A 14,703-nucleotide genomic window follows, 5' to 3' on the forward strand; every position below is an offset into this window, starting at 1 on the left:
CGCCAGGATCTTGGTGATCGCCGCCGTCAGCGACGTCTTGCCATGGTCAACGTGACCAATCGTCCCGATGTTGCAGTGCGGCTTCGTCCGCTCGAATTTCGCCTTCGCCATCGTCGTCGTCCTTCGATCCGGTTACCAGCGGTAATGGCTGAAGGCCTTGTTCGCCTCCGCCATCCGGTGCGTGTCTTCGCGCTTCTTGACGGCCGTGCCGCGGTTGTTCGCCGCGTCCATCAGCTCGCCGGAAAGGCGCTCTTCCATCGTGTTCTCGCCGCGCTTGCGCGAGGCCTCGATCAGCCAGCGGATCGCCAGCGCCTGGCGGCGCTCGGGGCGAACCTCCACCGGCACCTGGTAGGTCGCGCCACCGACACGGCGGCTGCGGACCTCGACGGCCGGCTTCACGTTGTCCATGGCTTCATGGAACAGCCGCAGCGGATCGCCCTGCGGGCCGACGCGGCGCTTCAGCGTATCCATGGCGGCATAGACGATCCGCTCGGCGGTGCTCTTCTTGCCGTCGTACATCAGCACGTTCATGAAACGGCTGAGCACCAGATCACCGAACTTGGGGTCCGGCAGGACTTCGCGCTTCTGCGCGCTATGGCGGCGAGACATCCGGGCCTCTCCTTACTTCGGCCGCTTCGCGCCGTACAGCGACCGGCGCTGACGACGCTTGGCGATGCCCTGGGTGTCGAGCACGCCGCGAAGGATGTGGTAGCGCACGCCGGGAAGGTCCTTCACGCGACCGCCCCGGATCAGCACCACCGAGTGCTCCTGCAGGTTGTGCCCCTCGCCGGGAATGTAGCTCACCACTTCATAGCCATTCGTCAGGCGCACCTTGGCAACCTTACGGAGGGCCGAGTTCGGCTTCTTCGGCGTGGTCGTATAGACGCGCGTGCAGACGCCGCGCTTCTGCGGGCATGCCTGCAGCGCAGGAACCTTGTTCCGCTTCGCGTTCGGCTCGCGCCCCTGGGCGATGAGCTGGTTGATCGTCGGCATGACGCCCCTTCGAATCCCGTCCGTCCGTCCCGCAGCCGCAAAAGGACAACTTGCCCGCAGGATGAGCGTCACGCTCCCCTGCAGGCGCCCTGACCTGCCCCCGACCTGGTGCAACCCCAACGAGGGGCCGCGGTGCCGAACGCGCAGCGTTGTGGACCAAACACCTGGCATCCCGAGCGCCGCTGCGCCCGGCCGTGCCAAGGGACGGCTAACTACAAGCGCCCTGGCACCGAGTCAAGCGATGCGGCGCCTTGTTAAGAAAAAGGCCGGGTTCCTTGCGGAACCCGGCCGAACTCGATGCAGTAACGGCAGAATTACTCCGCCGCCTGTTGCCCCGCCGGTTCCGGCAATGCCGGGGAATTCGGCAGGCGCGTGCGGTCGCGCTGCGCCGCCAGCGCCCGCAGGCGGTTCATCACGGAGCCCGTGCCCGCCGGGATCAGCCGGCCGACGATGACGTTCTCCTTGAGGCCGGCCAGCGTATCCACCTTGCCCGCCGTGGCGGCCTCGGTGAGCACCCGCGTCGTCTCCTGGAAGGAGGCGGCGCTGATGAAGCTGGTGGTCTGCAGCGAAGCCTTGGTGATGCCCTGCAGCACCGGCTCGGCCCGGGCGGGCCGCTCCTTCGCCGCCAGGCGCTTGTCGTTCTCGGCCTCGAACTCCAGCCGGTCGACCTGTTCGCCGATCAGGAAGGTGGTGTCCCCGGCGTCGAGGATCTCCACCTTCTGCAGCATCTGCCGGACGATGACCTCGATGTGCTTGTCGTTGATCTTCACGCCCTGCAGCCGGTAGACGTCCTGGATCTCGTTGACCAGGTAGTTCGCCAGCGCCTCGACACCCAGCACGCGCAGGATGTCGTGCGGCACGCGGGGGCCGTCGACCAGCGGGTCGCCCGCCTTGACGTAGTCGCCCTCCTGCACCGAGACGTGCTTGCCCTTCGGCACCAGGTATTCGCGCGGCACCGGCGGCTCGTCGCCGACCTGGTCGGGAACGACCAGGATGCGGCGCTTCGCCTTGTAGTCCTTGCCGAACTCGACCCGGCCGTCGATGTCCGAGATGATCGCGTGGTCCTTCGGGCGCCGCGCCTCGAACAGCTCCGCCACCCGCGGCAGGCCGCCGGTGATGTCGCGCGTCTTCGAGGATTCGCGCGGCAGCCGGGCCAGGATGTCGCCAGCCTTCACCACGCCGGCATTCTCGACGTTCAGCACCGAGGCCGGCTGCAGGAAGTACTGCTGCACCTGCCCGTCCTCCGAGCGCAGCAGCAGCCGCGGCCGGAGGTTGGCGTTGCGCGCCTTGTCGACCGGCTCGCGCACCACCTTCGAGGACAGGCCGGTGACGACGTCGGTCTCCTCGTAGAGGGTGACGCCCTCGATCAGGTCGGCGAACTCCAGCGTGCCCGCGCGCTCGGTGATGATCGGCAGGGTGAAGGGGTCCCACTCCGCCAGCTTCTGGCCGCGCGTCACCGCCGCGCCCTCGTCCGTCAGCAGCCGGGCGCCGTAGGGCACGCGGTAGCGCGCCCGCTCGCGCCCCTGGGCGTCGCTCAGGATGATCTCGCAGTTGCGGCTCATCACGATCGGCGCGCCGGAGCTGTTGGCGACGACGTTGCGGTTGGCGATCTTTACCGTGCCGTCCGAGGTCGCCTCGACCGCCGACTGCTCGGCCCCGCGCTGCGCCGCACCGCCGATGTGGAAGGTGCGCATCGTCAGCTGAGTGCCGGGCTCGCCGATCGACTGCGCGGCGATGACGCCGACCGCCTCGCCGACATTCACCGGCGTGCCGCGCGCGAGGTCGCGGCCATAGCAATGGCCGCAGACGCCCGAGCCCGCATCGCAGGTGAGGACGGAGCGGATGTACATCTCCTCCACGCCCGCGGCCTCGATGCGCTCGGCGTCCGGCTCCTCGATCAGCGTGTTGCGCGGCAGCAGCAGCTCGCCCGTTACTGGGTCGTGCACGTCGCGCTGCGAGGTCCGGCCGAGGATCCGCTCGGACAGCGAGGAGATGACCTCGCCGCCATCCATCACGGCCCGCACGGTGATGCCGCGCTCCGTGCCGCAATCCGGCACCACGATGATGCAGTCCTGCGCCACGTCGACCAGGCGCCGCGTCAGGTAGCCCGAGTTCGCCGTCTTCAGGGCGGTGTCGGCCAGGCCCTTGCGGGCGCCGTGGGTGGAGTTGAAGTACTCCAGCACGGTCAGGCCTTCCTTGAAGCAGTTGATGATCGGCTGCTCGATGATCTCGCCCGACGGCTTGGCCATCAGGCCGCGCATGCCGGCCAGCTGGCGCATCTGCGCCGGCGAGCCGCGCGCGCCGGAATGGGACATCATCCAGACCGAGTTGGTCGGCTTGCCCGCCTCCTGCTTCGAGATCTCCTTCATCATCGCCTGCGCCACCTCCTCGGTGCAGCGCGACCAGGCGTCCACCACCTTGTTGTAGCGCTCACCGGCGGTGATCAGGCCGTCGAGGTACTGCTGCTCGAACTCCTTCACCTCGGCCTTGGTCTTGCCGATCATCTCCGGCTTGCTGTCCGGGATGACCATGTCGTCCTTGCCAAAGGAGATGCCGGCCTTGGCCGCCTGGCGGAAGCCGAGCCCCATCAGCCGGTCGGCGAAGATCACGCTCTCCTTCTGGCCGCAATGCCGGTAGACCGTGTCGATGACGTCGGAGATCGACTTCTTCGTCAGCTGCCGGTTGATCAGGCCATAGGGCGTGCGCGGGTCGACCGGCAGCAGGGCGCCCATCATCAGGCGGCCCGCGGTGGTCATCACCGTGGTCATGGTCTTGTCGCCCGGCTCGACCGGAGCCGGGACGCGGGCATGGATCGCGGTGTGCAGGCTGATGGCGCCGGCGGCCAGCGCCTGCTCCACCTCGCCCAGGCCGCGATAGACCTGCGGGCGGAAGTTCAGCGCCTCCAGCTCCTCGGCCGTCAGGTCCTTGCCCTGCTTGGCATCGGCGCTGGCGATCAGCGCGCGGACCGCCTCGGTCCGGGCGCCGGCGGCGCGGTATTCCGGCGTCTCCAGGCTGAGGTAGTAGAGCCCGAGCACGATGTCCTGGCTCGGCACGATGATCGGCTTGCCGTTGGCCGGGCTGAGGATGTTGTTGGTCGACATCATCAGCACGCGGGCTTCGAGCTGCGCTTCCAGCGACAGCGGCACGTGCACCGCCATCTGGTCGCCGTCGAAGTCGGCGTTGAAGGCGGTGCAGACCAGCGGGTGCAGCTGGATCGCCTTGCCCTCGACCAGGATCGGCTCGAAGGCCTGGATGCCCAGGCGGTGCAGCGTCGGCGCCCGGTTCAGCATGACCGGGTGCTCGCGGATCACCTCCTCGAGGATGTCCCACACCTCCGGCCGCTCCTTCTCCACCATCCGCTTGGCGGCCTTGATGGTGGTGGCGTGGCCGTACTTCTCGAGCTTCGAGTAGATGAAGGGCTTGAACAGCTCGAGCGCCATCTTCTTCGGCAGGCCGCACTGGTGCAGCTTGAGCTCGGGCCCGACCACGATGACCGAGCGGCCGGAATAGTCGACGCGCTTGCCCAGCAGGTTCTGCCGGAAGCGGCCCTGCTTGCCCTTCAGCATGTCGGACAGCGACTTCAGCGGGCGCTTGTTGGCACCCGTGATGGCGCGGCCGCGGCGGCCGTTGTCGAACAGCGCGTCCACCGCCTCCTGCAGCATGCGCTTCTCGTTCCGGACGATGATGTCCGGCGCGCGCAGCTCGATCAGCCGCTTCAGCCGGTTGTTCCGGTTGATGACGCGGCGATACAGGTCGTTCAGGTCGGAGGTCGCGAAGCGGCCGCCGTCCAGCGGCACCAGCGGGCGCAGCTCGGGCGGGATCACCGGGATCACGCCCAGGATCATCCAATCCGGGCGCGCGCCGGACTCGGCGAAGGCCTCGATCAGCTTCAGCCGCTTGACCAGCTTCTTGCGCTTGGCCTCGGAGGTCGTCTCCTTCAGCTCGACGCGCAGCCGGGTCGCCTCCTTGTTGGAGTCGATGCCGGTCAGCATCTGCTTCACTGCCTCGGCGCCGATGCCGACGGTGAAGGCATCCTCGCCGAACTCGTCCATCTTGGTCTGGTACTGGTCCTCGGTCAGAAGCTGGTGCAGCTTCAGGTCCGTCAGGCCAGGCTCGAGGACGACGTAGCTCTCGAAGTAGAGGACCTTCTCAAGCTCCTTCAGCGACATGTCGACCATCAGGCCGACGCGCGAGGGCAGCGACTTCATGAACCAGATATGCGCGACGGGGCTGGCCAGCTCGATATGGCCCATGCGCTCGCGCCGGACCTTGGCCAGCGTGACTTCCACGCCGCACTTCTCACAGATGATGCCGCGGAACTTCATCCGCTTGTACTTGCCGCATAGGCACTCGTAGTCCTTGATGGGCCCGAAGATCCGGGCGCAGAACAGCCCGTCCCGCTCCGGCTTGAAGGTGCGGTAGTTGATCGTCTCGGGCTTCTTGATCTCGCCGTAGCTCCAGGAGCGGATCTGCTCCGGGCTGGCAATGGAGATCTTGATCTGGTCGAAGGTCATCGCCTGGCCGGTCTGGCCCAGGATCTTCATCAGCTCGTTCATGCGGCCTTCCTTGTGGTCCAGCCTGCCGCCCGCGAAAGGGGGCGGCCGCGCATCCGATAGGGGGCTGCCCCGGCACCGGGGTGCCGGGGCGTCGCGGTCAGTTGCCGCGGGTCTCGAGATCGACGTTGAGGCCGAGCGACTTCAGCTCCTTGACCAGGACGTTGAAGCTCTCGGGGATGCCGGCCTCGAAGTTGTCCTGGTCGCGGACGATGGCCTCGTAGACCTTGGTACGGCCCGAGACGTCGTCCGACTTCACCGTAAGCATCTCCTGCAGGGTATAGGCGGCGCCATAGGCTTCCAGCGCCCAGACCTCCATCTCGCCGAAGCGCTGGCCACCGAACTGCGCCTTGCCGCCCAGCGGCTGCTGGGTGACCAGCGAGTAGGGGCCGATCGAGCGGGCGTGGATCTTGTCGTCCACCAGGTGGTGCAGCTTCAGCATGTAGATGATGCCGACGGTCACCTTGCGCTCGAAGACCTCGCCGGTGCGGCCATCGGTCAGCCAGACCTGGCCGGAGGTATCGAGCCCCGCCCGGGTCAACATGCCCTCGATGTCCGCCATCCGGGCACCGTCGAAGACCGGCGTCGCGATGGGGATGCCCTTCTTCAGGTTCTCCGCCAGCTCGATCAGCTGGTCGTCGTCCATCGGCGCGATGTCGCGCTGGAAGACCTCCTCGCCATAGGTGGTGCGGAGATGCTCCATCAGCTCGTCGCGCATGGCGCCGCTGCGGCGGTATTCCTCGACCAGTTCGCCGACCTGGCGGCCGAGCGTCGCGCAGGCCCAGCCGAGATGGGTCTCGAGGATCTGCCCGACATTCATCCGCGACGGCACGCCGAGCGGGTTCAGCACGATGTCGACCGAGGTGCCGTTCTCGAGGAAGGGCATGTCCTCCACCGGCACGACGCGGCTGACCACGCCCTTGTTGCCGTGGCGTCCCGCCATCTTGTCGCCCGGCTGCAGCTTCCGCTTCACCGCGACGAAGACCTTGACCATCTTCATCACGCCGGGCGGCAGCTCGTCGCCGCGCTGCAGCTTCTCGACCTTGCTCTCGAAGCGCTTCTGCAGGCGCTCGACGGCGGCGTCGAACTCGCGCTTCAGCGCCTCGATCTCGACCATCGCCGCGTCGTCCTGCACGCCGATCTGGCGCCAGGTCGCCTTGGCGAACTGCTCGAGCACCTCGTCGGTGATGACGGTGCCGGCCTTCACGCCGCGGAAGCCGCCGGAGGCCTTCCGGTTCAGCAGGCGCTCGCGCATCCGGCTGTGGAAGCTGCGCTCCTGGATCGCCTTCTCGTCGTCGCGGTCCTTGGCGAGCCGCTCGATCTCGGCGCGCTCGATCGCCATCGCGCGCTCGTCCTTGTCGACGCCGCGGCGGCTGAAGACGCGGACGTCGACGATGGTGCCGGCGACACCGGGGGGGAGCTTCAGCGAGGTGTCGCGGACGTCGGAGGCCTTCTCGCCGAAGATGGCGCGGAGCAGCTTCTCCTCCGGCGTCATCGGCGATTCACCTTTCGGCGTCACCTTGCCGACCAGGATGTCACCCGGCTGCACCTCGGCGCCGATATAGACGATGCCCGCCTCGTCGAGGTTGCGCAGCGCCTCCTCACCCACGTTCGGGATGTCGCGGGTGATCTCCTCCTGGCCCAGCTTGGTGTCCCGGGCCATGACCTCGAACTCCTCGATATGGATCGAGGTGAAGACGTCGTCGCGCGCGATCCGCTCGGAGATCAGGATGCTGTCTTCGAAGTTGTAGCCGTTCCAGGGCATGAACGCGACGAGCACGTTCCTCCCCAGCGCCAGCTCGCCCAGCTCGGTCGACGGGCCGTCGGCGATGATCTCGCCGGTGCGGACGCCGTCGCCCACCTTCACCAGCGGGCGCTGGTTGATGCAGGTGGACTGGTTGGAGCGCTGGAACTTGCGGAGCCGGTAGATGTCGACGCCGCGCGTCGTGCCGTCGTCGCCCGTCGCCCGCACCACGATGCGCGCGCCGTCGATGCTGTCGACCACGCCGTCGCGCTTGGCGACGATGGTCGCGCCCGAATCCCGCGCCACCGCGGATTCCATGCCGGTGCCGACCAGCGGCGCGTCGGCGCGCACCAGCGGCACCGCCTGGCGCTGCATGTTCGAGCCCATCAGCGCGCGGTTGGCGTCGTCGTTCTCGAGAAACGGGATCAGCGCCGCGGCGACCGAAACCAGCTGCTTCGGCGAGACGTCGATCGCCGTCACCTCCTCCGGCTTCACCAGGCGGAAGTCGCCGCCCTGGCGGACCGAGACGAGCTCCGACTTGAACTCGCCGGTATCGGCGTCGACCTCGGCATCCGCCTGGGCGACGACGAGGCGCTCCTCCTCCATCGCCGAGAGGTAGCGCGGGTCGCCGACGATCTTGCCGTCCCGCACCAGCCGGTAGGGCGTCTCGATGAAGCCGTACTTGTTCACCTTGGCGAAGGTGGCGAGCGAGTTGATCAGGCCGATGTTCGGGCCTTCCGGCGTCTCGATCGGGCAGATGCGGCCGTAATGCGTCGGATGCACGTCGCGCACCTCGAAGCCGGCGCGCTCGCGGGTCAGGCCGCCCGGGCCAAGCGCCGAGAGGCGGCGCTTGTGCGTCACCTCGGAGAGCGGGTTGGTCTGGTCCATGAACTGGCTGAGCTGCGAAGAGCCAAAGAACTCCCGCACGGCGGCAGCCGCCGGCTTCGCGTTGATCAGGTCGTGCGGCATGACGGTGTCGATGTCGACCGACCCCATGCGCTCCTTGATCGCGCGCTCCATGCGCAGCAGGCCGACGCGGTACTGGTTCTCCATCAGCTCGCCGACCGAGCGCACCCGGCGGTTGCCGAGATTGTCGATGTCGTCGATCTGGCCGCGGCCATCCTTCAGGTCCAGCAGCACGCGGACCGTGGCGATGATGTCCTGCTTGCGCAGCGTGCGGATGGTGTCCGGCACCTCCTCGGCGGAGAAGCCGAGGCGCATGTTCATCTTCACCCGCCCGACCGAGGAGAGGTCGTATCGCTCGCCGTCGAAGAACAGGCCGCGGAACAGCGTCTCGGCGGTCTCCGGCGTCGGCGGCTCGCCCGGGCGCATGACCCGGTAGATGTCCATCAGCGCTTCGTCGCGGTTGGTGTTCTTGTCGACCGTCAGGGTGTTGCGGATCCAGGGGCCGACCGACTGGTCGATCGCCAGGGTCGGCAGCCGCTCGACGCCGGCATTCTCGATCACCGCGAGCTTCGCCTCGGTCAGCTCCTCGCCGGCCTCGGCCCAGATCTCGCCGGTGTTCATGTCCACCAGGTCCTCGGCGACGAAGCGGCCGAGCAGGTCGCCGCGGCCGACCAGCACTTCCGTGGTGCCGCCCTCGGCGATCTTGCGCGCCGCGCGCGGCGTCAGCTTGGCGTCCTTCTCGGCCACCACCTCGCCGGTGCGGGCGTCGATCAGCGGCTCCTGCAGCTTGATGCCGCGGAAGGCGTCCGGATCGAAGGGGCGAGACCAGCCCTTGGCGCCGCGGGTGAAGGCGACCTGGCCGTAGAACTCGTTCAGGATCTCCTCGGCATCCATGCCGCGGATCTCGTTCGGCTCGAGCGCCGCAGCACCCTTCTCGATTCGCTTCGCCTCGGTCGCGGCGCTGTCGAGCGCGAGCAGCAGGGTGCTGGCCGGCAGCTTCCGCTTGCGGTCGATGCGGACGTAGCAGATGTCCTTGGCGTCGAACTCGAAGTCGAGCCAGGAGCCGCGATAGGGGATGACCCGCGCGGCGAACAGGTACTTGCCGCTGCTGTGGGTCTTGCCCTTGTCGTGGTCGAAGAAGACGCCCGGGCTGCGGTGCATCTGGGAAACGATGACGCGCTCGGTGCCGTTAATAATAAAGGTGCCGTTGTCCGTCATCAGGGGCATGTCGCCCATGTAGACGTCCTGCTCCTTGATGTCGCGAACGGAACGAGAGCCCGTGTCCTCATCCACGTCCCAGACGATCAGCCGGAGGCGAACCTTCAGCGGCGCGGCGAAGGTCAGCCCGCGCTGGATGCATTCCTCGACGTCGTATTTCGGCTCCTCGAGCTCGTACTGGACGAATTCCAGCCGGCCCCGGCCCGCAAAGTCGTCGATCGGGAAGACGGACTTGAACACTTCCTGCAACCCGGCATGCAGCCGCGCGTCGGGGTTCACTTCCATCTGGAGGAAGGCCTCGTAGGAAGCCCTCTGCACATCGATGAGGTTCGGCATCGGCGCCACCTCGGGCAGCCGGCCAAAGCTCTTGCGGATGCGCTTGCGCCCGGTGAACGACTTCGTGATAGCGTTCATGCCTGTCCCGTATCCCTTCCGCCCGTCGCAGCGCCAAACCGGCCGCGCTGCCCGGCGCCCACCAAAATCCTGTCCGCCCCGTGTCCCGCACTCGCGGCGGGGGCCGCGGAGCGCAGAAACGGAAGCGCGGACGGCAACCCGAGGGGTTCCCGCCCGTACCTCCGCAGTCTGGATCCCAGGGGCGGCGACGGACTGCCGCCCCCGGGGGATAGCCTGAAGGCGACCTTACTTGACTTCGACGGTCGCCCCGTTCTCTTCCAGCACCTTCTTGATCTTCGCCGCGTCTTCCTTGGAGGCGCTCTCCTTGACGACCTTCGGCGCACCCTCGACCAGATCCTTGGCTTCCTTCAGCCCGAGCCCGGTGATGGTGCGGATCTCCTTGATCACGTTGATCTTCTTGTCGCCCGCCGCGGTCAGGGTGACGGTGAATTCCGTCTGCTCCTCGGCCGGCGCGGCGGCGGCACCGCCGCCAGCAGCCGGCGCCGCCGCCACCGCGACCGGAGCCGCGGCGGAGACGCCCCACTTCTCTTCCAGCATCTTGGAGAGCTCGGCGGCCTCCAGGACGGTCAGGGCAGAGAGCTCCTCGACGAGCTTTGCGAGTTCGGCCATGTCTGTGTACCTCTTGATCTAATGGCTTGGCTTGGTGTTTGCAACACCCAGGACCACGCTTGGTCTTTCGAAGCGCCCCATCCTGGTTACATATTAGGTCCGGCGGACTTGCGTCCTCAGGCGGCCTCAGCCTCGTCCTTCTTCGCGAAGGCACTGAACACCCGCGCCAGCTGCGACCCAGGGGCCTGCAGCACGCCCGCGATGCGCGTCGCCGGGGTCTGGATCAGACCCAGGAGCTGCGCGCGCAGGGCATCGAGCGAGGGCAGCTCGGACAGCGCCTTCACCCCGTCGGGGGTGAGGGTCTGCACGCCGAGCGCCCCGCCCAGGATCACGAACTTGTCGTTCACCTTGGCGAACTCCACGGCGGTCTTCGCCACGGCCACCGGGTCCCGGGCCCACGCAAGCGCGGTCGGTCCCTTCAGCAGCGGCGAGACGCCCTGGAAGCGGGTGCCGTCGAGGGCGAGGGTGGCCAGCCGGTTCTTCGCGACCTTGTACGTCGCACCAGCACTCCGCATGCGCCGACGCAGCTCGCTCACGTCCGCAACCGTCAGACCCTTGTTCTGGGCGACGAGCACGAAGGAGGTATCCGCGAAGACGGCAGAGAGCTGGGCGATGAACTCGCGCTTTTCCGTGCGGTCCAAATCCCGTCTCCAACGATGACCGGCACCTTGTGGAGGGGCCCCGGCCGGTTCACACGCGGGCCCGCCGCGGCACCATGCCGCGACGCGCCCTGGTTCGCCTGTCTGAGCCGGACCACCAAGCCATGCATGCCGTCCGGGGCGGGCCCGGTGCGGCACGAATTCCTCGGCACCCCGTCTACCGCTGGCGGAGCAGGCTCCATCAAAGCCCCCAAGGGAGGTCCCCGGGGGCTACGCGCGGTCTCGGACAGGTTTCGGGGAGGGACCAGCCCTCCCCTGCCCGCCCGCCTTGCGGCGGGCGTATCTTCATCAGGCTGCCAGCCTCGCGGCCGGCGGACCCGTTCAGGCGGAGGCGAGGGTCGCCACGTCCACCTTCACGCCGGGCCCCATCGAGGAGCTCACGGCCACCTTCTTCACATAGGTGCCCTTGGCGCCGGTCGGCTTGGCGCGCTGGATCGCCTCGATGAAGGCGCGCGCGTTCTCGAGCAGCTGGCCCTCCTCGAAGGAGGCCTTGCCGATGCCGGCATGCACGATGCCGGCCTTCTCCGCCCGGAACTCGACCTGCCCGGCCTTGGCCGCGGTCACCGCGCCGCGGACGTCCATGGTGACGGTGCCGAGCCGGGGGTTCGGCATCAGCCCGCGCGGGCCGAGGATCTTACCGAGCCGGCCCACCAGGCCCATCATGTCGGGCGTGGCGATGCAGCGGTCGAAGTCGATCTTGCCTTCCTGCACCGCGGCGGCCAGCTCATCCGCGCCGACCACGTCGGCGCCGGCGGCCAGCGCCTCCTCGGCCTTGGCGCCGCGGGCGAAGACGCCCACGCGCACCGTCTTGCCGGTGCCGTTCGGCAGGCCGACCACGCCGCGGACCATCTGGTCGGCATGGCGCGGGTCGATGCCGAGGTTCATCGAGATCTCGATCGTCTCGTCGAACTTTGCCTTGGCATTGGCCTTGGCCAAGCCGATGGCCTGGACCAGCGGCACCACCGCATCGCGGTCGAAGCCGGCGTAGATCGCCTTCAGGCGCTTGCCCTGCTTGGCCATGCCTCAGCCCTCCACCACGGTGAGGCCCATCGCGCGGGCCGAGCCGGCGAGCATGCGCACCGCGGCCTCCACGTCGTTGGCGTTCATGTCCTTCATCTTCACCGCCGCGATCTCGCGCAGCTGGGTCTTGGTCACCCGGCCGACATTCGGGCCCTTGCCCGGCGTCGTGCTGCCCTTCTCGATCTTCGCCGCCTTCAGCAGGAAGTAAGTGTTGGGCGGCGTCTTGGTGACGAAGGAAAAGGTGCGGTCGGAGAAGGCCGTGATCACCACCGGGGTCGGGGTGCCGGGCTCCATCTGCTGCGTCGCCGCGTTGAATTCCTTCACGAACTGCATGATGTTCAGGCCGCGCTGGCCCAGCGCCGGGCCGACCGGCGGCGAGGGATTCGCCTTGCCTGCAGGGATCTGCAGCTTGATGTAGCCTACGATCTTCTTCGCCATAATAATCCCTGGAGCCAGGGAGCCGCGGTGCCTGCGGCGCCGGTTCCCATGCCCAGGACAGGCGAGGAACCGGGCGCCTCCCGCGTCCCGATCAAGTGAGCGGGCGCGTATGGGCGCCCCGGCCGGCGGAGTCAAGCGGAAACCGGTCCGCCGCCGCGGCGGCCCGGGACGGGTACCCTGCCCTCGTCCAGCCGCGATGCATCCTTTCCCCGTCCCGAAGCGTCAACGCCGCGGCCGCCCTGCGCGGCGGAGGCTCTGCTGCGTGCTTGCGACCCTACCCGGCTGGCGGGACTGGCTGTTTTCCGTCCGCTCCTTCGCGGCCGCCATGCTGGCGCTCTGGCTCGCGCTCTGGCTCGACCTGCCGCGCCCTTACTGGGCGGTCGGCACGGTCTACATCGTCATCCAGCCGCTCTCGGGCGCGCTGCGGGCCAAGGGCTTGGCCCGCTTCCTCGGCACCCTGGCCGGCGGCGCCTTCGCGGTCGCCACCGTTCCCAACCTCGTGGATACGCCGTCGCTGCTGGTGGCGGTGCTGGCGCTCTGGGTCGCCGGCTGCACCATGGGCTCGCTCTATGACCCGACGCCGCGGAGCTATGCCTTCCGCCTGGCCGGCTTCACCGCCGCGCTGATCGCCTTCCCGAGCGTCGATGCGCCGGGCGCGGTCTTCGACACCGCCCTGGCGCGGGTCGAGGAGATCGGCCTCGGCATCGCCTGCGCCACGCTGGCCGACCAGGTCTTCCCCCGCCCCGCCACGCCCGTCCTGCTGGCCCGGCTGGAGACCTGGATCGGCGGCATGGCCCGGTTCGGCGCCGATGCGCTGACCGGCCGCATGGAGGAGAGCCGCTTCATCGCCGACCGCCGCCGCGTCGCCCGCGACGGCGCCGCGCTCGACGTGCTGTTCGAGGAGACCCGCTACGAGGCGGCGCAGCACCGCGCCGGCCTTGCCTGGGTGCGGGCGCTCAGGGCCCGGGCGCGGACGGTGCCGGCGATGATCTCGGCGGTGGCCGACCGCGCCCGGGCGCTGCGGCAGGACGCGCCGGCGGCGCGGGCAGCACTCGCCCCGCTGCTGCAGGAGACCGCGGCCTGGCTGACGGCGACCGCCGATCCCGACAGCCGCGCCGCCGCCCGGGCCGCGGCGCCGGCGCTGCTCGCCCGGCTGCGGGCCGCCGGGCGCGAGGCCGCCGCGGCCGGCGGCGATTGGCCCGGCCTGCTGCGGGAGGGCCTGCTGGCCCGGCTGGACGAGCTGGTCGAGACCTGGTCCCAGGCCCTCGCCCTCGAGCCCGGCGCCGGGGCACTGGCCGCCGCGCCACGCGAGGCCGCGGCGCCGGTCACCAGCGGGCATACCGACCCGCTGCTGGTCGGGCTGACCGGCCTGGCCTCGGTGCTGGCGATCCTCGCCTGCGACCTGGCCTGGGTGGCGACCGGCTGGCCGGAGGGCGGCACCGCGACGATGATGGCCGCCGTTTCCACCGCGATGTTCGCCCAGCTCGACGACCCGGCCCCGGCGATCGCCAAGTTCCTCGGCTGGACCAGCTTCGCCGCCGTGCTGGCGGCGGCCTACTTGTTCGCCGTGCTGCCGGCGATCGACGGCTTCCCGCTGCTCGCCTTCGCCCTGGCCGTCCTGTACCTGCCCTTTGGGGCGCTGCACGCGCAGCCCGCGCGGATCGGCATGGCGCTGCCGGTCATGGTCAACACCGTCGCGCTGATCTCGCTGCAGGAGGTCTATGCGGCCGAGTTCGCAGCCTACGTGAACGGCGCGCTGGCGCTGCTGGCAGGCTTCGCCGCGGGGCTGGTCAGCACGCGGCTGGTCCGCGCCTTCGGCATCGAATGGCGGCTGCGCCGGCTGGTCGCCGCCGACCGGCGCGACCTGGCGCGGCTGACCGAGGGCCGCCAGGCCGACCTCCGCCGCAGCGTCGCGGCCATGCTGGACCGCTTCGAATTCCTCGCCGGCCGGATCGGCTCGGCCGATGCCGAGACGCTCGACGTGACCGAGCTGGCCGAGCTGCGCGCCGCGGTGAACGTGGTGCGCCTGCGGGAGGCGGCGCCGCGCCTGCCGCCGAGGGCGCGCGAGGCGGTGGAGGCGGCGCTGGCCGCGGTCGCCGCCCGGGCGCGGGACCAGGCGGCGCCAGGGGCGGTGCTGGCCCGGCTGGAC

Annotated in this window: 10 protein-coding genes; 1 reads left to right on the forward strand and 9 read right to left on the reverse strand. The window is 69.2% G+C overall.

What is annotated here, in order from left to right; all coding sequences use genetic code 11:
- The 9 genes from E2C06_RS31955 to rplK all read right to left on the reverse strand — a co-directional run.
- A partial coding sequence (locus tag E2C06_RS31955) for a GTP-binding protein (RefSeq protein WP_133292622.1) occupies positions 1-111 on the reverse strand: 111 nt, incomplete at its 3' end.
- A 21-nt stretch (positions 112-132) separates the two neighbouring features.
- Positions 133-609, reverse strand: a complete 477-nt coding sequence (gene rpsG / locus E2C06_RS31960) for a 30S ribosomal protein S7 (protein ID WP_133292623.1) — start codon at positions 607-609, stop codon at positions 133-135.
- A gap of 12 nt (positions 610-621) precedes the next feature.
- A complete protein-coding gene (gene rpsL / locus E2C06_RS31965; protein WP_111472698.1) occupies positions 622-993 on the reverse strand; it encodes a 30S ribosomal protein S12 in 372 nt (123 codons plus the stop codon).
- Between the two features lie 314 nt (positions 994-1,307).
- On the reverse strand, positions 1,308-5,549 hold the full coding sequence (gene rpoC / locus E2C06_RS31970; RefSeq protein WP_133292624.1) for a DNA-directed RNA polymerase subunit beta': 4,242 nt from the start codon (positions 5,547-5,549) through the stop codon (positions 1,308-1,310).
- 97 nt (positions 5,550-5,646) lie between these two features.
- A complete protein-coding gene (gene rpoB / locus E2C06_RS31975; RefSeq protein WP_133292625.1) occupies positions 5,647-9,828 on the reverse strand; it encodes a DNA-directed RNA polymerase subunit beta in 4,182 nt (1,393 codons plus the stop codon).
- 225 nt (positions 9,829-10,053) lie between these two features.
- Entirely contained in the window at positions 10,054-10,437 is a 384-nt protein-coding gene (gene rplL / locus E2C06_RS31980) for a 50S ribosomal protein L7/L12 (RefSeq protein WP_133292626.1), read from the reverse strand.
- Between the two features lie 116 nt (positions 10,438-10,553).
- The gene (gene rplJ, locus E2C06_RS31985) at positions 10,554-11,078 is read right to left on the reverse strand and encodes a 50S ribosomal protein L10 (RefSeq protein WP_133292627.1); all 525 of its coding nucleotides are present in this window, start codon (positions 11,076-11,078) and stop codon (positions 10,554-10,556) included.
- Between the two features lie 339 nt (positions 11,079-11,417).
- On the reverse strand, positions 11,418-12,116 hold the full coding sequence (gene rplA / locus E2C06_RS31990; protein WP_133292628.1) for a 50S ribosomal protein L1: 699 nt from the start codon (positions 12,114-12,116) through the stop codon (positions 11,418-11,420).
- A 3-nt stretch (positions 12,117-12,119) separates the two neighbouring features.
- A complete protein-coding gene (gene rplK, locus E2C06_RS31995; RefSeq protein ID WP_133292629.1) occupies positions 12,120-12,554 on the reverse strand; it encodes a 50S ribosomal protein L11 in 435 nt (144 codons plus the stop codon).
- 262 nt (positions 12,555-12,816) lie between these two features.
- Between rplK and E2C06_RS32000 the strand changes: the two genes are divergently transcribed.
- Positions 12,817-14,703, forward strand: a 1,887-nt coding sequence (locus E2C06_RS32000) for an FUSC family protein (protein ID WP_165982795.1), incomplete at its 3' end; no start/stop codon positions are given.

This window comes from Dankookia rubra (assembly GCF_004355005.1).
In the GTDB taxonomy this organism is placed as follows: Bacteria; Pseudomonadota; Alphaproteobacteria; order Acetobacterales; family Acetobacteraceae; genus Paracraurococcus; species Paracraurococcus ruber_A.

Coding starts and splice junctions, on each gene's coding strand:
- rplL (WP_133292626.1), bottom strand. CDS start 10,437: ATGGCCGAACTCGCAAAGCTCGTCGAGGAGCTCTCTGCCCTGACCGTC.
- rpsG (WP_133292623.1), bottom strand. CDS start 609: ATGTCTCGCCGCCATAGCGCGCAGAAGCGCGAAGTCCTGCCGGACCCC.
- rpsL (WP_111472698.1), bottom strand. CDS start 993: ATGCCGACGATCAACCAGCTCATCGCCCAGGGGCGCGAGCCGAACGCG.
- rplK (WP_133292629.1), bottom strand. CDS start 12,554: ATGGCGAAGAAGATCGTAGGCTACATCAAGCTGCAGATCCCTGCAGGC.
- rpoB (WP_133292625.1), bottom strand. CDS start 9,828: ATGAACGCTATCACGAAGTCGTTCACCGGGCGCAAGCGCATCCGCAAG.
- rpoC (WP_133292624.1), bottom strand. CDS start 5,549: ATGAACGAGCTGATGAAGATCCTGGGCCAGACCGGCCAGGCGATGACC.
- rplA (WP_133292628.1), bottom strand. CDS start 12,116: ATGGCCAAGCAGGGCAAGCGCCTGAAGGCGATCTACGCCGGCTTCGAC.